At 60.8% G+C, this 17,156-nt stretch carries 12 protein-coding genes; 3 read left to right on the forward strand and 9 right to left on the reverse strand.

Annotated features, from left to right (window positions below; translation table 11 throughout):
- Positions 1–66 precede the first annotated feature (66 nt).
- The 4 genes from PSH69_RS17125 to PSH69_RS17140 all read right to left on the reverse strand — a co-directional run bounded on the left by PSH69_RS17125 (position 67) and on the right by PSH69_RS17140 (position 5,487).
- Positions 67–1,428: a DUF1329 domain-containing protein gene (locus PSH69_RS17125; protein WP_305409189.1), complete on the reverse strand. Its 1,362-nt coding sequence runs from the start codon at positions 1,426–1,428 to the stop codon at positions 67–69.
- A gap of 15 nt (positions 1,429–1,443) precedes the next feature.
- On the reverse strand, positions 1,444–3,093 hold the full coding sequence (locus PSH69_RS17130; protein WP_305409190.1) for a DUF1302 domain-containing protein: 1,650 nt from the start codon (positions 3,091–3,093) through the stop codon (positions 1,444–1,446).
- Positions 3,094–3,172: 79 nt separating this feature from the next.
- Complete coding sequence (locus tag PSH69_RS17135; protein ID WP_305409191.1) at positions 3,173–3,940, reverse strand: coniferyl-alcohol dehydrogenase; 768 nt, start codon at positions 3,938–3,940, stop codon at positions 3,173–3,175.
- Between the two features lie 71 nt (positions 3,941–4,011).
- Positions 4,012–5,487, reverse strand: coding sequence for a benzaldehyde dehydrogenase (locus PSH69_RS17140; protein WP_305409192.1), 1,476 nt, complete (start codon positions 5,485–5,487; stop codon positions 4,012–4,014).
- A 293-nt stretch (positions 5,488–5,780) separates the two neighbouring features.
- On the opposite strand from PSH69_RS17140, the gene PSH69_RS17145 reads away from it, so the two are divergent.
- Positions 5,781–7,556: a sigma-54-dependent Fis family transcriptional regulator gene (locus tag PSH69_RS17145; RefSeq protein WP_258613903.1), complete on the forward strand. Its 1,776-nt coding sequence runs from the start codon at positions 5,781–5,783 to the stop codon at positions 7,554–7,556.
- Between the two features lie 217 nt (positions 7,557–7,773).
- Positions 7,774–8,385: a TetR/AcrR family transcriptional regulator gene (locus PSH69_RS17150; RefSeq protein WP_305409193.1), complete on the forward strand. Its 612-nt coding sequence runs from the start codon at positions 7,774–7,776 to the stop codon at positions 8,383–8,385.
- A 91-nt stretch (positions 8,386–8,476) separates the two neighbouring features.
- Here the strand turns inward: PSH69_RS17150 and PSH69_RS17155 are convergent, their stop codons facing one another.
- From PSH69_RS17155 to PSH69_RS17165, 3 genes are all read right to left on the reverse strand, one after another.
- Positions 8,477–9,580, reverse strand: coding sequence for a polyamine ABC transporter substrate-binding protein (locus tag PSH69_RS17155; RefSeq protein ID WP_305409194.1), 1,104 nt, complete (start codon positions 9,578–9,580; stop codon positions 8,477–8,479).
- Positions 9,581–9,619: 39 nt separating this feature from the next.
- Positions 9,620–10,957, reverse strand: a complete 1,338-nt coding sequence (locus tag PSH69_RS17160) for an alginate export family protein (RefSeq protein WP_111454914.1) — start codon at positions 10,955–10,957, stop codon at positions 9,620–9,622.
- A gap of 117 nt (positions 10,958–11,074) precedes the next feature.
- Positions 11,075–12,337 (reverse strand): serine hydrolase, encoded by a 1,263-nt coding sequence (locus PSH69_RS17165; protein WP_305409195.1) that lies wholly within the window; start codon positions 12,335–12,337, stop codon positions 11,075–11,077.
- Between the two features lie 388 nt (positions 12,338–12,725).
- On the opposite strand from PSH69_RS17165, the gene fdhA reads away from it, so the two are divergent.
- Positions 12,726–13,925, forward strand: a complete 1,200-nt coding sequence (fdhA, locus tag PSH69_RS17170) for a formaldehyde dehydrogenase, glutathione-independent (RefSeq protein ID WP_018927872.1) — start codon at positions 12,726–12,728, stop codon at positions 13,923–13,925.
- A gap of 49 nt (positions 13,926–13,974) precedes the next feature.
- On the opposite strand, the gene PSH69_RS17175 is transcribed toward fdhA, so the two are convergent.
- Complete coding sequence (locus PSH69_RS17175) at positions 13,975–16,344, reverse strand: hypothetical protein (RefSeq protein ID WP_305409196.1); 2,370 nt, start codon at positions 16,342–16,344, stop codon at positions 13,975–13,977.
- A gap of 61 nt (positions 16,345–16,405) precedes the next feature.
- Positions 16,406–17,155: an ABC transporter permease gene (locus PSH69_RS17180; protein ID WP_019649017.1), complete on the reverse strand. Its 750-nt coding sequence runs from the start codon at positions 17,153–17,155 to the stop codon at positions 16,406–16,408.
- Position 17,156 lies beyond the last annotated feature (1 nt).

The following is a 17,156-nucleotide window of genomic DNA, read 5'->3' on the forward strand; positions in this document are numbered from 1 at the left end:
GTATCCCACTCGCAAAGTCACAAGCGACCGTAGCGCGCACCCTCACCCACCACGGCCCCCTCAGGTTCAACGCATGTTTTCGTTGGCCATGGCATCCGGCGTGAAATAGGACGCCGAAGGTTTCGCGACTTTCTGGTACTGGACCGCCAGATCGTTGCTCGAGGAGTTGAGGAAGTAAGCCCCGGTGTCGAGGTTGTAGCTACCCCACATGACCTGCGCGGTGAGGGCCGGCAGGTCCGGCGCCAGCAGCGTCAGCGAATACATCTGCCGTCCGAGCTTGCCCTGCGCGTCATACCCGTCGGCCATCAGGATCTGCCAGGAGTCTTCGTCGATGTAGTAGGTGCGACGCGGCACCACATGGCGCTTGCCGGATTTGAGCGTGGCCTCGACCACCCAGACCCGATGTTTCTCCCAACGCACCAGGTCAGGATTGAGGAAGTTTTGTTTGACCAGGTCGTCGCTCTTGGCCAGAGCGGCGCGGTTATTGTTGTAGGCGACGATCAGTTCTTTCTTGCCCATCAGCTTGAGGTCATAGCGATCGGTAGGCCCGAACAGCATGAACGCTTCGTCGAACAGACCGACCCCCGAGGTCACGAAGTCCGGGGTGTCGTAGGCGATGTTCGGCGCCCGGCGCACCCGGCGCTGACCGACCAGATACTGCCAGGCCGCGCGGTTGGCCGGGTCCATGTCCCAATGGGTCATCAGGCCTTCGCCGGCCTTGGACGACGGCAGTTCGGTCAGCAGCTTGCCCACCAGGTACTTGCCGGAAAAGTTTTCCAGGCTGCCGCCTTCAACGTAGTAGGGAAACTGGTAGGTGTACTGGGCGCGGGTCGCCTGGACTTTCTTGCCGCCGGCGGTCATCAGCCAGGTATCGAAAGGCGAACTGATGGTGTCGCCACCCTGCCAGGACAATCGATAATTCCACAGCACTTGCGTACCGTTTTCCGGGATCGGGAACGGGATGCCGCCATAGGCGCCGGTGACTTTCTCGCTCGCCACGTCCAGCGTGGCGCGGGTGGCATTCTTGCCGGTGTTGTCATACACCCATTGCGGGGCTGCCGCCGAGCGATGGGTCGGGTAGACGTCCAGGCGATAGTCCGGGTATTTCTTCAGCAGCAGTTTGGTGCCTTCGGCCAATACATTGGCGTACTGCTCCATGTTCGAGGCCTTGATCGAATACAGCGGTTTTTCACCGGCGAATGGATCGGGACGTTTGTCACCCGGTTTGTAGCCCGGCGCGACCTTGGTGTAACCGCCCTGCCAGGCCGGGATGCTGCCATCGGCGTTGCCGGCGCGCTCGCCACCAAGGGGTGTCAGTTCAGTCTTCAAGCGTACAGCCTGCTCAGGCGACACGGCCGCCTGCGCCAGGCTCATGCCGGCAAGGGCCAGGGTGAGGACGCAAGTGTTGAGAAATGCTTTGTTCTGCATGGCGAATCCACCTTATTAGAATGAGGTTTTCACGTAGAGCGAGACGAAGTCGCGGTCGGCCAACGACTGCCCGTAACTGAAATTGCCGTCCTCGCGCAGCCCGGCTTTTGGGGCACCGAAGAAGTTCACGTAGTTCAGGCCGACATCCCAGCGCTGCAGGTAGGTGGCCTTGAGCCCGACACTCCAGTCGCCGGAATGGGTATTGCCGAAACCCGATTTGTTGACCGCCGAAGAGCGCCCATCGAGTACCACACCCATGCCGATCGGCACGGTCAGGTCGATCCCGTCGACAATCTGGAAGTACGCCGGCTCCACCAATACCCGCAGCGCCGTGGCATCGCGGGTGGTGTTGGCATCCAGCGCGGCGGCGTTCTCGGTCACGCTCAGGGTGCGGTTCCAGGCCAGCTCGGCCAGTGCCGAGCCGCCGTCCCAAAATGCGGTGGGCGATAACAGGTAAATCGCCGACAGGTTGGCGTGAGCGGTTTTGCCCCTGGCAAACAGTGAGTTATCGTCGCCATCGGCCGCCACGCCAGGGTTCACCACTTGCAGATTGCTCACCAGCGGCGCGTTCCAGCGCACGGAGGTTTCACCGGCAAAGTTGAACGGCCCATAAGCGGTGGAGAAGCTGACGCCGACAGTCTTGATGTCTTCGGCGTAGACCTGACGATAGGAACTCAGGATCGGCAACCCGGTGGCGGCCGCAGCCGTACCGTCGAGGTAGGCGTACAGGCCGGTCGGGGTTTTGTCGTGATACTGCGCAGCGTAGAAACCCAACTCCAGCTCGGTGCCGGTCGGCTTGAAGCGGATCTGCATACCGCCCTGCCCCGAATTTCGCGGTTTCAAATCGCCGCCATTCACCGTGTCGTTGCCGAACACTTCGCGCAGTGAACCGCTGCCGTAACCGATGGCATCGACATCACTCAGGTAGCTGCCGGCGCCGGGCACATTGGAACGTTCCCACTCGAACTGGTAGTAAGCGCCCACCGACAACTGCGGGTTGATCTGCAACTGCCCGGAGATTTGATTGACCGGACGCAGGATCTCCTTGAACTGGGTCCCCGGCACACTGAGCAACTTGACCACATCGGTCGGGCCCTGTGCATTGGCAATGCCGTTGCCACCGTAGAACAGGCTTTCGCCGTAGATCAGGCTGTGTCGGCCCAGGCGCATCACGCCCTGGGAGTCTTCACCGAGGTCACCGCGCAGAAACACGAAGGCGTCGAGAATTTCAGCGTCGCGACCGTGGAGCTTGCGGGTTTCGCTGAGGAAATGCGTTTGCTCGCTGCTGTCGGTGTCCTGGTTGTAGATATCGTCGTACCAGGCTGCGCCGCTCACGCGCAGGCCATAGTTTTGCCGGCTGAGGTCCATTTCGGAAAACAGGTCCAGACGATTGGAGACCAGGCCACTGCTGAAGTTTTTATCGCCCTGACTCTGGATCGAGGGATACAGGCCGTTGGCGGTCGGTGCGTTGACCAATCGGCTGTCCTGCCCCTGAAGACGCCAGGCCTGGCTGTACTTGATGGTGTTGTCCCAACGCAGTTTCCAGTCGGAATCACCAAGGTCCATTTGCATGGCCTCGACCCTTTCGACCATCACACCGGCGCTGCATAACGCCAGAAACAGGGCGCAATGCTTGAAACGAAAGCAACGTTTAACGTTGTCCATGGACGCTCCTCATTATTTTTATTTTTGGCATGGCTTCGCCACAGGTAGCGGCTTGCGCCGCTGTCTACAGGTGTGCATTTCAGATGTAGGTGGAGGCCAATCCGCCATCGACGGCCAGGTTGACGCCGTTGATCCAGCGCGACTCGTCGGCACACAGGAAAGCGATCACCGCCGCTACCTCATCGGCATAAGCGGGGCGTTTCATGCGATGGGCATCGGCCTGGGTTCGGGCCTCACCGAGCATGCTCACGAAGTCGCCGAGGATCGGTGTGAAAACCGGACCTGGCGCGACGCTGTTCATGCGCACCGAATGTTCGAGAAACCAGGGTTGGGCCTGCAGGTAATTCCAGACGATCAAGGCTTCCTTGAAATACTGGTAGCAGGTCTGGTCCGGTACCGGGTGCTCGGCCAGCCAGGCCTGCCCGGCGGCGAAACCTTCGATGCGCGCCAGTGCCTTGTGCTGTTCCAGACGTAACGGCCACTCGGCGCCGAGGATCGAGGCGATATTGACGATGCTGCCGCCAGCGTTGATGCGTGGCAGCAACGCGCTGCTCAAGTGGCGCAACCCCAGGTAGTTGACCCGCGCCAGCAGTTGCGGGTTTGCAGTGCCCGGTACCCCGGCGATATTGCACAGGCTGTCGATCCGTGCCGGTAGCTGCGTCAGCAACCGGTCGATGTTCTCGGCACTGCTCAGATCGCCCTGAACAAAACCATCCAGGGTCATGTGCGGCGCCTTCAGGTCCACGCCAATCACGTGGGCGCCGTGGCTGCGCAGCAGGCTTGCCGTGGCCGCGCCGATACCCGAAGAGACGCCAGTCACCAGCACAATCTTGTTGTCGAGTTTCATGTTGAGTCCTCTTATTATTTTTGTGTACTCGGTGAGCCGACCTACCTTGTCGGCCCGGAAAAACCGGCCCGTCAGAACGGGTAACGCGGCGCCTTATCCTTGACCGTCACCCATTGCCATTGGGTGTATTCATCCCAGTCGGCCGGGCCGCCAACGCTGCCGGCATTTCCTGAGCTGCCGCGTCCGCCGAAGGGATTGATGCATTCGTCGGCCACTGTCTGGTCGTTGATGTGCAGCAGCCCGCAATTGAGTTGCTCACCCATCGCCATCGCGTGCCCGACCGAGGGCGAAATGATCCCCGCGGACAAGCCGTACTCGGTGCGGTTGGCCAGGTCGATGGCCTCATCGTCGCTGGCAAAACTCACCACCGTGGCCACCGGGCCGAAGATTTCCTCGTCGAATGCACGCATGCCCGGGCGCACACCGGAAAGCACCGTGGGTTGGTAGAAGAGCTGCTCATACTCACCGCCGGCTTGCAGAGTTGCCCCGGCCGTCACACTCTCCGTAACGATTTCATGCACTCGCAACAGCTGGCGTTTGTTGATCAACGGCCCCAGCACCGCCTCACCGCGAGCGGCATTGCCGACCGTGATTGCCCGTGCCTTTTCTGCCAGCCGGCGGACCAGTTCTTGTGCAATCGACTCATGGGCCAGGATGCGTCCGGTGGCCATGCAAATCTGCCCCTGATGCAGCCAGGCACCCCAGGCGGCGTTGCTGGCCGCCAGTTCGAGATCGGCGTCTTCGAGCACGATCAACGAGTTCTTGCCGCCCAGCTCCAGGGCGACTTTTTTCAGATGACGCCCAGCCAGCTCCGCGACTTTGCGCCCCGCTGCGGTGGAGCCGGTGAACGCGATCATCCGAACATGCGGATCGCGGCACAGCGCTTCTCCGGCTGGCGCCGCACCCGGCAACACCTGCAGCAAGCCCTTGGGCAGACCGGCCGCCTCGAACAACCGGGCAATGATGAAACCGCCACTGACCGGGGTCTGCGGATCGGGCTTGAGCACCACGGCGTTGCCCGCCGCCAGCGCCGGCGCGACCGAACGCAGGGACAACACCAGGGGAAAGTTGAACGGCGAGATCACCCCGACCACGCCATGGGGCAACCGGCGTGCATAGGACAACCGCCCCGCTTCGCTCGGCAGAACCAGACCATGGGGTTGCGACAGCAGCCCGGCCGCCTGATGCAGCAACACGATCGCCTCACGGACCTCATGTTCACCCTTGAACAGGCTGCCGCCACTTTCCCGGGCGATGTACAACGCCAGTTCGGCAAAGTGTTGCTGAGCCAATGCGGCAGCTTGACGAAAGATCTCTGCGCGTTCCCGTGGTCCCAACGCCGCCCAGGCCGGTTGAGCACGAGCGGCGTTCAGACTGGCAAACGCGATGTCCGCTGCATCGGCCAAACCGGTGACGGTCAACACCTCGCCGGTGGCCGGTTCGATGACGCTATGGCTGCCGCCCAATGGACGTAGCCAGTCGCCATTGAAGATGCGTTCACGCCATGGCTCGTCCCGCAGAAAATCAGATGGTTCACTTACCGACATTTCGGTCTCCCGGCTCTTGTGTTTGTCATTGCCTGACGCGGCCTTGCTAAAACGATGCAAGGCGTCTGCGTGGTGATAGCGCTAGAGCAAGGGCTGTGCCGACTTCCTGCGTCGCGCCGCATTTCAAGTGGCGAAGGCTCTGGCCTGCGGGCTTTAGAGGGGCTTTTGCGAATAGGACAAGGTGCTTGGCGTACAGCCGGCGGCTCGCCACTTGTCCAAATGATAAAGTTATGTTTAATAACTGTTTTGCTAGTTGATCATTTCGATCAGTCGACTCGCTCAGGGGCATAACAATGAACAATCCCCATTCGCTGCTTCCTCATCTTGCCGTGCAGGAGGAGCATTTCTCGCCCCGAGGCGACAGTACCCAACTGGCCGAAGGCAACTCACCGACCCTGGCCGAGTTGACCGAATGCCTGTTCTTTTCCCCTGTTGACGGACGTATCTGGCTCAACGACCAGCGCATGCTGCTATTGCACAGCTCATCCTTCGGCGCGCTGCGACGAGAAATTATCGAGCGCCAGGGACTGGAACAGAGCCGCGGCCTGTTTACCCGCACCGGCTATCTCTCCGGCGCGCGCGATGCGCGGCTGATCCGCGAGCGCTGGCCAGACGCCGACGCCGCGGCGGTTTTCTCGGCCGGCACGCGTCTGCATACACTTGAAGGCATGACCAAGGTCGAACCCCTGCACTTCAAATTCGACGCCGACTCAGGCTTCTATGAAGGTGAATTCCTCTGGCACCATTCCTGTGAGGCCGACGAACATATCGCCGCCTACGGGATCGGCCAGGATCCGGTGTGCTGGACCGAACTGGGCTATGCCATCGGTTATGTCAGCGGGCTGTTCGGCCGTCTGGTGATCTTCCGCGAAACCGAATGCCGGGGCATGGGCCATGAGAGCTGCCGGGTGATCGGCAAGACCGCCGAGCAATGGGGCGATGTCGAGCAGGACCTGAGTTATCTAACCGCCTCGCCCTCAAGTGCCGCACCCAAACAGCCTCAAGCCCCGGCGCCCGCCCCCCAGGATGACGACAGCGAAAACCCCGGCGGACCAAAACCGATTGGCGCCAGCGCGGCCTTCAATGCCGCTACCCTCGCCTTGCAGCGAGTGGCGCCGACGCCCGCCACGGTGTTGTTCAGCGGCGAGTCCGGGGTCGGCAAAGAGTTGTTCGCCCGTCAGTTGCATCAGTTCAGCCCACGCCATCAAGCACCTTTCGTGGCGCTCAACTGCGCCGCCATCCCGGACAATCTGATAGAGGCTGAGCTGTTTGGTGTCGAGCGTGGCGCCTACACCGGCGCGACCCATTCGCGCCCCGGACGCTTCGAGCGCGCCCAGGGCGGCACGCTGTTTCTCGACGAAATCGCCAGCCTCAGCCTGCCGGGTCAGGGCAAGTTGCTGCGTGCATTGCAGGAGCGGGAGATCGAGCGTATCGGCGGTGGCCAGCCCATCAAGGTCGACGTCCGGGTGGTGGCGGCCACCAATGTCGACTTGCGCAAAGCCGTGGCGGCCGGAGAGTTTCGCGAAGACTTGTTCTACCGGCTGAATGTCTACCCCATCGTGCTGCCGCCACTGCGCGAACGTCGCGATGACATTCCGTTGCTGGTCAACGCGTTCCTGCGGCGCTTCTGTCAGGCCTACGCCCGCAAACCCGCCGGCCTGACCATGCGCGCACTCAAGGTGTTATTGCGCTATGACTTCCCCGGCAACGTACGGGAACTGCAGAACCTGGTGGAGCGCGGCCTGATCGCCAGCGAAGACGGCCAAGCCATCGATCTGATCCACCTGTTTCGCAACGAACCCATGCCGCAGGATGCGTACTCTCTGGACGACAATGGCAGCCTCGCCGCAACTGACCAGAGTCCCGCCGGCACACAGCCTCGCCCTGCCTTGCTGGAGACCCTGGCTCGCCTGGAACACGGTTTCTCCATTGAAGGGCTGGAGTCGCGCCTGATCGATGAAGCGCTGCAAAAAAGCCAAGGCAATCTGGCCGCTGCCGCGCGACTGCTGGGTTTGAGTCGCGCGCAGTTTGCCTATCGACTGAAAAAATACCGACAGGCATCGGCTTGATTCAGGCGGGTCAATGCATGGTGAACAGCGCTGAAAAGATTAATGAAATTAACTATTAAGCCTGAGGACTCTCGCCATCAGCCAACGAGACTTTTCGCTTCCGGGATAAACGCGCACTACAGAAATTAGCGCTTTAAAAGTTTTACCCGATTAAGTATTTTGCATGGATGATTGGGCGACATGCGCCCCCTTTATTCATAGCGACAAGGGATCAACCGTGAGCGGACTGCGTGAACGTCAGAAAGTCGAACGACGCCAAGCCATCAGCAAGGCAGCGATCGAACTGTTCGAGCGTCAAGGTTTCCAGAACACCACCATCGAACAGATCGCCAACCAGGCCGGGGTGTCGGCGCCCACCGTGTTCAAGTACTTCGGCAACAAGCAGGAAATCATCCTGGAAATCCTGCACGACGCCGACCAGCGCGCCCTCAAGGACACCCGCAACCAGATCCCTGAAATTGAGGATCCGGTCGACGCCCTGTGCTACCTGGAACGCCTGCTGACCGGTTACGCCCTGGAGGTCATGCACCCCAGCCTCTGGCGTGAACTGCTGCCACTGATATTGTTTGGTGGCGACAATGAACTGCCCGAAGGCTATCGCGCCATGAACGATGCGCTCAGGGCAGAAATCAGCGGGTTGCTTAGAGAACTGCAGCAGGCCGGCAAGCTGCGCGCCGACCTCAACGTCGACCTGGCCGCCTTCCTGTTGAACGACTACTCACACCTGCAGTTGTTCAGGCTGGTCAACCAGGAACAGCCGGACATCGAGTCACACTCCGCCCAGGTAAGGCGTATCACCGAGCTGCTCTTTTACGGAATGCGGGCCTGAGAACGCCAGCCTCCTCCCAGACTGGCTGCATGCTATAGCCCAGACGCGTCATTGCTGGCGAGCCCGGCGTCACGACGCCGGGCCACGATGATCAGCGGTTGGTCTTGATGGTGGTCCAGGTGCGGGTGCGGATCCGTTCCACGGCTGCCGGCATGGGCTGCAGAGCGAACAGTGTTTTGCGCGCTTCGTCCGGCACATACATGTTGGGGTTATTACGGATCTCGGCGTTCACCAGTGCGGTGGCGTCCTTGTTCGGATTGGGGTAACCGATCTTGTTGCTGATCCGGGCAATGACGTCAGGGCGCAGGATGTAGTTGATGAACTCATAGGCCTCTTTGGTATGGGGGGCGTTGGCCGGCACCATCATCACATCCGACCACATCGGCGCACCTTCCTTGGGTAACGCCATCTCCACCCTGACGCCCTTGCCGGCCGCATCGGCCAGTTGCTTGGCCAGCGCCACGCCACCCGACCAGCCGACGGCTACGCAAATGTCACCGTTGGCCAGGTCCATGCCGTAGCGTGAGGAGTTGAAGTAGGTGATGTGCGGGCGAATTTTCATCATCGCCGCCTGGGCCTGCGGGTAGTCCTCATGCTTCTGGCTGTTGGGGTCGAGGCCCTTGTAATGCAAGGCGATGGGCACGATTTCGTTGGCTGCGTCGAGGAAACCGACACCGCAACTGGCCAGCTTGGCGAGGTTCTCTTCCTTGAAGATCATGTCCCAGGTGTTCATCTGCACATTGGCGCCCAGGACTTGCTGTACCTTGTCGACGTTGTAGCCGATCAGCGTGGTGCCCCATAGATACGGTGCCGCGTAGCGGTTGCCCGTATCACCGGCAACTTCCAGGGTTTTCATGAACTCCGGGTCCAGGTGCTGCCAGTTCGGCAACTGGTTGCGGTCCAGCGGCTGGACGGCACCGGCGGCGATCAGGTGACTCAGGTTGGCGCTGCCGGGGTACACCACGTCATACCCGGAATTGCCGGTCAGCAGCTTGGACTCCAGGGTTTCGACACTGTCAAAAACGTCGTAGACCGGACGGATGCCCGTTTCCTCCTGGAAGCTCTTGAGCACCTCAGGTGGCAGGTATTCGATCCAGTTGTAGATCCGCACCGTGCGCTCTTCAGCCAGGCACACACCGCTGGCCAGCAATGACACTACAGCGCCCAATAAGGTGTTACGCAAAAACATGTTCATGGTTAAGCACTCCTGCGCGGCCGCGAAGGCTCGCGGCACTTAATAGCGGTAGGTGAAGTACAGTTCCAGCGCACTGAATTTCTGGTCATCGCCGAACACCTGCCTGGCAGCGGCCAGCGGCTTGACCCAGTTATAGGAGAGCGACGTATAGAACGACGGCGTCGGGGTCCAGTCGAGGAAAACCACACTCTCGTCCGCAAAGCGCCGATCGCTGACCTGCGCACCCATGTAGTTCTTCTCGTCCAGCCAGAACTGATAGTGGATCGCGCCGAGGGTCAGCGTTTCATTGAGGTGGGTCTTGAGCGAGAACTGCTGGACGTTTTCGTTGCTGTTGAATAGCAGGTAGTTGCCGACGACATCCCCCACCAGCCAGGTGCTCCAGTCGACGAAGCCCTTGCTCAGTGACTCCCAGGCTTTCTGCCGGTTGTCGGCGAGGTTGTCGTCGCCGGAAAAACTGGCGTAGCGATAGCCGATCACCGGGGTCAGCGGCAACGTATTGAAGGCGTAATCCGCCTGACCGTACCAGGCGTTGGCATCGTAATCCACGCCTTCACCACTGCCCCGCTCCACGGCGTATTCGGCATTCAGGGTCAAGTCCGGCACGCCCGGTACTTTGGCCTTCAACGCACGCACGTTGTACACCTGCATCCCGTCCCGGCGTCGTGGCAGTGTACTGCCCTTGGGCCCCAGCGCGTTGACCTTCATCGCCATGGCCCCCAGTGTCACCTGGTCGTCGAGGTTGTAGTCCAGGTTAGCGCCGGTCATGCGGAAGTCACCCAGATCGTCATCGACCCGCAAGGTGAAGGCCTGGGTCTTCAATGCGCCATGATCCCAGGCCAGGATGGCCGAATCCTTGAAGGCGGTTCTGGGGCCAAGCCAGTAGGCGCCGTCCTTGAGTTGGTCGAGGTTACCGTCCATGACGATGAAGCCGGTCCCGATCATGTAGTTCTGGCGACCGGCTGTGAGCGTCCACTCCCCGGCCCGGAAACCACCGTAGAGTTCTTCGGTGGCTACATCACCATCAGAGCTGCGGGTGAAGCCGCCGGCATCGCCGTCGCCAAAGGTGGTCGCCGCCACCAGCGAGCCACCGGCCAACAGGCTGAAGTCTGGCTGCAGGGCGTATTCCAGCTTGACGCCGGGCTTGACGTAGAGCTCCTGCCAGTCGATTTTCGTACCGCCATTCTTGCCACTGCGCGCATCGACGCGGCCGCTGCCGAAGTTGACGTTACGGGTGGAAAGGGTCGCACCGCCGGCAGTGAAGTTGACCTCACCCTTGAGGTTGCCATCCTCGAAGGTGTAGCCCGCCAGTGCGACTTGGGCGGTCAGGGGTAAGCTGACCGCTAAGAGCGTTCGAGAGAAACGCGTCATGAGAACCATATGAAGCTCCTGTGTGATTATTGTTGTTACAGGGCAGTGAATGGCGGCGCAAAGCGCCGCCAACACCTGGTCGAGCCAGGCGAATAGGTCGCAAACTTCTTGTCGTTATGAGGCGTTTCAGTGAGTAAGGTGCGCGGCGATGGCACGCAGCATGCGCACGCTGTCAGCATCGAACGGGCTGACAGCCTCGGTCAGCGATGACTGCTTGACGATCACCACACCGGACGGCTTATCGACGAACAGGTACTGGCCGTGGATACCGCCGGCCATGATCGCCTGGGTGTGGTCGTTGAAGACGTACCACTGGCTGCGGTAGGAAGCGTCAGGGGTCCATTGGGAGAACTCGGAGTTTTTGGCGTAGATCGCTGGATCGGAGCCGGCGCAAATGCGTGCAACCGTCTCGGTCGACAGCAATTGCAGCCCATCATGGCGACCGTCGTTGGCCAGCAGCCGACCGAACCGCGCCATGTCTCGCAAGGTGGCGTTGAAACCGGCACCGGCAACGCTACGCCCCCAAGGATCGGCCATGAAGTAGCCGTCGCGCTCACACCCCAACTGGCTCCAGATGTCTTGCAGCAATTGATTGCAAGCCTTGCCCGAAGCGCGCTCCATGACCCAGGCCAGGGCTTCGGTGGTGGCGGTCACGTAATGGAAAAAGCCGCCGTGACTGCCGCGTTTTTTCAGCGACGGCAGGTACTGATACAGCGACTCGAACTGAGCGTACTGCGCAGGTGCCGGCTGGAAACCGCAGGCATAGCCGTACTGCGAGCTCTCGGAGTTGGGATCGTCATAGACTTCGCTGTAGTCGATGCCCACGGCCATGTCGAACAGCTGGCGCACCGTGGCATCGCCAAACGCGCTACCCAACAGTTCGGACACGTAATACGCCGCCGGCAATTGCGGATCGAGGATGCCATCGCAGACCAGTTGCTCCCCCAGGGTGCCGATCAGCGACTTGGTCACCGAGAACATGACGTGCCGGTCCCGGGGACGCTGGCCGTTGAAGTAACGCTCGAACAACACGGTGTCGCCCTGCATCACCAAAAAGGCGTCGGTCTGACTGGCCACCAGATGATCGATGACACTGACGCTCAGGCCACATTCACTGTCGAAGTGCAGTTCATCCAGCGCTTGTGGCGCTTCCTTCAAGACGCTGACCGCTCCACCACCCGCCTCCACATCAATGGAGGGACGCAGGCGCGCCAGATTGCGGAACCCCCACTGATTGAACGGTGGACGCATCCAGTTGTTCCAGGTGACGCGGCGTTTCGGCTCGGCCGGAAAACCCTGCATAAACAAAGGCGCCAAGCGCCTGTGGAGTGACGATTCATTCGTCTCAATGTAAAGACTGGCCAGCAACGGCACGGTGTTCTGACTCATCGGGTTTCCCCTGCAAAATGACTCTGCGTGAAAGCAGATGCAGGGAAATAATTACCCGGTATTATTTTTTAGTCAATAAAACATTTATCAGATAAAAATATTTTAAACGCTGTGCTTTGATGGGGGGCAAACACGGCGTTCAGCGCCCGTTACTCCTGCACCAGCCCTGCCAACCGGGGGGTAATTGGGTGCTAAATGCCCTCGCAGGGTGCTGATACCAGGCGTAGGATCAATACGATGACGGCTTATCACGCATCGTTGGAAGGTGACTTCCAACCCATCTGCATTCACGCGCAAACGCAAGACATTTACCGCCGCACTGTAAGGCCGCGCGACCCTTCGCAGTACAAGGGCCGTGTTCTCACAACAACAAAAGCGAGGTGAAATCATGTCTGGTAATCGTGGTGTCGTGTATCTCGGCGCAGGCAAGGTCGAGGTGCAAACCATCCCCTATCCGAAAATGGAAGACCCGCGCGGCAAGCGCATTGACCATGGCGTGATCCTGCGCGTGGTTTCGACCAATATCTGCGGCTCCGACCAGCATATGGTGCGTGGCCGGACCACGGCCCAGGTCGGGCTGGTGCTTGGCCATGAGATCACAGGCGAGGTCATCGAGAAGGGCCGTGACGTGGAAAACGTGCAGATCGGTGACCTGGTATCGGTGCCGTTCAACGTCGCCTGCGGCCGTTGTCGCAGTTGCAAGGAGCAGCACACCGGCGTCTGCCTGACGGTCAATCCGGCGCGCCCCGGCGGTGCCTATGGCTATGTGGACATGGGTGACTGGGTTGGCGGCCAGGCCGAATATGTGTTGGTGCCGTATGCCGACTTCAACCTGCTGAAGCTGCCCGACCGCGACAAGGCAATGGAGAAAATCCGCGACCTGACCTGCCTCTCCGATATCCTGCCGACCGGCTACCATGGCGCGGTGACCGCCGGTGTCGGCCCTGGCAGCACGGTGTATATCGCCGGCGCCGGTCCGGTCGGACTGGCTGCCGCCGCCTCCGCCCGTCTGCTGGGTGCGGCGGTGGTGATAGTCGGCGACGTCAATCCGCTGCGCCTGGCGCATGCCAAGGCCCAGGGCTTCGAGATCGCCGACCTGACCCTGGACACTCCGCTGCACGAGCAAATCGCCAACCTGCTCGGTGAGCCGGAAGTCGATTGTGCGGTCGATGCGGTCGGCTTCGAAGCCCGTGGCCACGGCCATGACGGCGCGCAGCACGAGGCCCCGGCCGATGTGCTCAACGCGCTGATGGGCGTGGTGCGGGTCGCCGGCAATATCGGTATCCCCGGTCTGTATGTCACCGAAGACCCGGGTGCGGTCAACAAAGCCGCCAAGCATGGCAGCCTGAACATCCGTTTCGGCCTCGGCTGGGCCAAGTCCCACAGTTTCCACACCGGCCAGACCCCGACGATGAAGTACAACCGTCAGCTGATGCAGGCGATCATGTGGGACCGGATCAAGATTGCCGAGGTCGTCGGTGTACAGGTGATCAGCCTGGACGACGCGCCGCGTGGTTACCACGAGTTCGATGCCGGGGCGCCGAAGAAATTCGTCATGGATCCGCACAAGCTGTTTACCGCGGCCTAAGGAATGGGTTGGGACAAGGGCAGCTTTGAGCTGCCCTTTTTATGGCCGTTTATAACGTTAGAAACAGCGCCGAGGTCCAGACTCGGGATTGATCGCGCTGCCGGGCGCAGATGAACAATGGATGTTCACGCCCCTGCTCCAGATTCAACCGGGCAAGCTCGATTTTCCCTTGCAGTTCTCGAGGCAGCGGCGCAGCGGTTGTCCTTTCGAGGGACACCTTCAACTCCGCGCCCGGCAACTCTTCGGTCACTTGCGATTGCACCAGCAACTCATCGCCGGACAACTCCATCAGCACCGTCGGCGCATGCACGTAAGGTTGCGGTTCAGACGGGTCGCCGACCTTGATGTAGTTATCGATGCGGCTATGAACCTGCAACGTCGCGCCGGCCAATTGCGACAGGTCGATCTCGATGCTGTCAGTGTCGCCGTTGGTGTCGGTACGAAAGGCCAGGACCGTTGCATCCTTGCGCCAGACGGTTTGCTCGGGGTGATCCAGACCCAGGGCACGAAAGCCGTTGATGACCGCACCCGTCACGCGAATCTCGCCGGTCCAGTAGGCGCCGCGATAACGGTCCTTGATCCTTGCGCCGCCCAGGCGCAGACGAATACGCTGTCCGGAAAACCCCAGCTCCTGGTGCAGATTGCGCGACCAGATCAGTTTGTCGCCATCGAACAGATCGACCTGCTCCCAGCCCGCCTCTCCGAGCAGTCGATAGTCCAGCGTGGCATTTGCATCGGCGGTGAACACTTCACCCATGAAATGCTGGCCCTGGCGCAGGCTGCCAAATGAACGCTCGCCGGTGGTGGCAAAAGTGCGACGGGCGCGAAGTGCCTTGCCAACACTGGCTCGATCGAAGGCCTCCGCCAGCACGCCGGTCAGCCCGCCGCGAGAACCGAACACCGCCGTGGCCGGAACACCACCGCCACAACGCCCCTGATGCTCATCGCTGTTCGCCGCGGCCCCCACCCGATAGCCACGCTGAAGCGCTTCGGCGTAGACCCAATGGAACTGCCCCCAGGCCGAGCCGACCTCGATCAGGCGCTCCAGCTCCGGATGGTGCCAGTCGAGGTTGCAACGGCGCCCACCGACGTGAGGCATCATCAAATGCCCTTCGGGGTCCTTGGCATAGGCGGCATACAACTCATCCACCGGCCAGGCACCCGGCTTGATGGTGCCGGCGGTGAATTCGTTCCATTCGAAGGAACGCACCAGCCGACCTTGATTATCGAAGGGAAACTCGGGTTTGCGGTCATGCAGGAACACCACATTACGGTCACCACCCGCGCAAGAATTGCCGCACCATTCGGTGCCGGGATAGCAAACAAATCGTCCTGGTTCATTGAGTTCGTGAATCAGGTTGACCGCCTGATCCCAGCGCTGCTCAGTGATATTAAAATCATTGGCGGTGTAACCGAGGACATCGAGCCCGGCGACATCGCGACCATAACTGAGGTTGTACAAGGTGTCGTTGGTGCCCACCGTGTCATCGGAGTGCACATGCAGGTCGGCGTACAGCGGGCGCAATGCAGTGCCAGCCGGATCGACCGTGACAAACGCCCGAGCGGCACGCACAAATGGCGCCGCCACCTCGGCCGACAAGCGCCACTCCCCCACCGCACCGAGATCAAAACCCTCAAGCCGGGCAGTCGCCCAACCTTCAGCCGCCAGGGTGAACGGTTGTTGTCGCTCCCCCCCTTCGGGATCAACCAGAGTCAGGACACCTTGGAGCGGCAAGTTGCGGCAGGTGTTGCCCCAGGCATCATCCACCCTGAGCAGTACGTCGAACGCCTCACCCGCGCTGACCAGGCGAGGCACGATCAACTGCACGCTTTGCGCCGGTCCCGGCACGATGTTCAGCAGCGGATCACCCGGCACCTCGGCAAATTTCGAGCTGCCCAGCGGGTCGATGAACAAACGAAAACGGAAGTCCTTCTCGACAAAACTCTGCACCCGCGTACCCGCGCCGCCCTGACGACGATCGCCCAGGCGAATGATTATTTTGTCTCCCGGATTCAGGTAACCGTCGATGATGTCGATGATGATCGCTTTCTGAAACGGCCGTTCATGCCCCTTCTGGTCGAAGCGCACTTTCAGATGCTGCACAGAGGCCTGGCTCTGGCCAGGGACCAGCTCGCCTGCCTGATATTCGGCGCTGACATAGTTGGGGCCAGTCGGATTCGAGGTCTGGAACAAGGCCCAGTCGGAGTAGAACTTGAAGGCCAGTTTCAGCCAGGCGCCGTCCGCCAGGCCGCTGCCGCCGACCTCGTAGACCAAGGTGATTTCATCCCATTGGCCGGCAATCAGCGTGTCACGATCACAGTGGATGCGGCCCAGAAACGGGCGTTGTTTGTTGCGTTCGTAGAGGCCTTGAGGGGCAATGTAATACCCGGCTTCGCGGGGATCGAAAACGTTACTCACATGACACCTCGTGCAGTGGTCCACTGAAGGTTTGAAGGGGGTTGAAATCAAATGACGATGCTTATTGCACTCGCCATTTCTGGTAATGACGCTCGATACGCCTGAACACAAAACTCTCCATCAGCCAGGCAATCAGGCCGATCACGACTATGCCCAGCAACACCTGGCTGCTGTTGCCGATCTGCCCACCCGTCGACACCATCCAGCCGATGCCCTGGGACGCACCGATCATTTCCGCCGCGACCAATGCCCTCCAGCCCTGGCTGAAGCCGATGCGCAACGCCGCTGTCACGAAGGGCAGCGAGGCCGGCAGGTAAACGTGGGCCAGCAGTTGCCAGCGGTTGGCGCCCAAGGTGCGTGCCGCACGGACTTCACCGCCGCGGATACTCTGCACGCCCTCCTGAATGGTCACGGCCATGGGGAACATCGCGGCAATGAAAATCACCAACACGATGGAGACATAGCCCAGACCGAAAATGATCATGATCAGCGGTGCCCAGGCGATCGGCGGGATGGCCATGAACAGGCTGTTGAGCGGCGAGCTGAAATCGCGAAAACGCGAGGACAGGCCACCGGCAGTACCCAGCAGAATCGCGACGATCACCGCCGCGCAAAAGCCGCCAACCTCTTCAAGGACGCTGGCCCGCAGGTGCTGCCACAGCGAACTGTCGCCCAGCCAGCGCACAGCCTCGCGGGCAACATCCCATGGCTGCGGCAGGATGTAAGTGGGAAAGCGGCTGGCCAGGGCCATCCAGATCAACAGCAGGAATGGCAGAGACGCCCATCCCCAATTCGGTTTTGGCAAGGACATG

The sequence above is a fragment of the Pseudomonas sp. FP1740 genome, assembly GCF_030687165.1.
GTDB lineage: Bacteria > Pseudomonadota > Gammaproteobacteria > Pseudomonadales > Pseudomonadaceae > Aquipseudomonas.

Excerpts from the sequence above, each read along its gene's own strand:
- PSH69_RS17125 (WP_305409189.1), bottom strand. The coding sequence starts at position 1,428 with ATGCAGAACAAAGCATTTCTCAACACTTGCGTCCTCACCCTGGCCCTT.
- PSH69_RS17130 (WP_305409190.1), bottom strand. The coding sequence starts at position 3,093 with ATGGACAACGTTAAACGTTGCTTTCGTTTCAAGCATTGCGCCCTGTTT.
- PSH69_RS17135 (WP_305409191.1), bottom strand. The coding sequence starts at position 3,940 with ATGAAACTCGACAACAAGATTGTGCTGGTGACTGGCGTCTCTTCGGGT.
- PSH69_RS17140 (WP_305409192.1), bottom strand. The coding sequence starts at position 5,487 with ATGTCGGTAAGTGAACCATCTGATTTTCTGCGGGACGAGCCATGGCGT.
- PSH69_RS17145 (WP_258613903.1), top strand. The coding sequence starts at position 5,781 with ATGAACAATCCCCATTCGCTGCTTCCTCATCTTGCCGTGCAGGAGGAG.
- PSH69_RS17155 (WP_305409194.1), bottom strand. The coding sequence starts at position 9,580 with ATGAACATGTTTTTGCGTAACACCTTATTGGGCGCTGTAGTGTCATTG.
- PSH69_RS17160 (WP_111454914.1), bottom strand. The coding sequence starts at position 10,957 with ATGGTTCTCATGACGCGTTTCTCTCGAACGCTCTTAGCGGTCAGCTTA.
- PSH69_RS17165 (WP_305409195.1), bottom strand. The coding sequence starts at position 12,337 with ATGAGTCAGAACACCGTGCCGTTGCTGGCCAGTCTTTACATTGAGACG.
- fdhA (WP_018927872.1), top strand. The coding sequence starts at position 12,726 with ATGTCTGGTAATCGTGGTGTCGTGTATCTCGGCGCAGGCAAGGTCGAG.
- PSH69_RS17180 (WP_019649017.1), bottom strand. The coding sequence starts at position 17,155 with ATGTCCTTGCCAAAACCGAATTGGGGATGGGCGTCTCTGCCATTCCTG.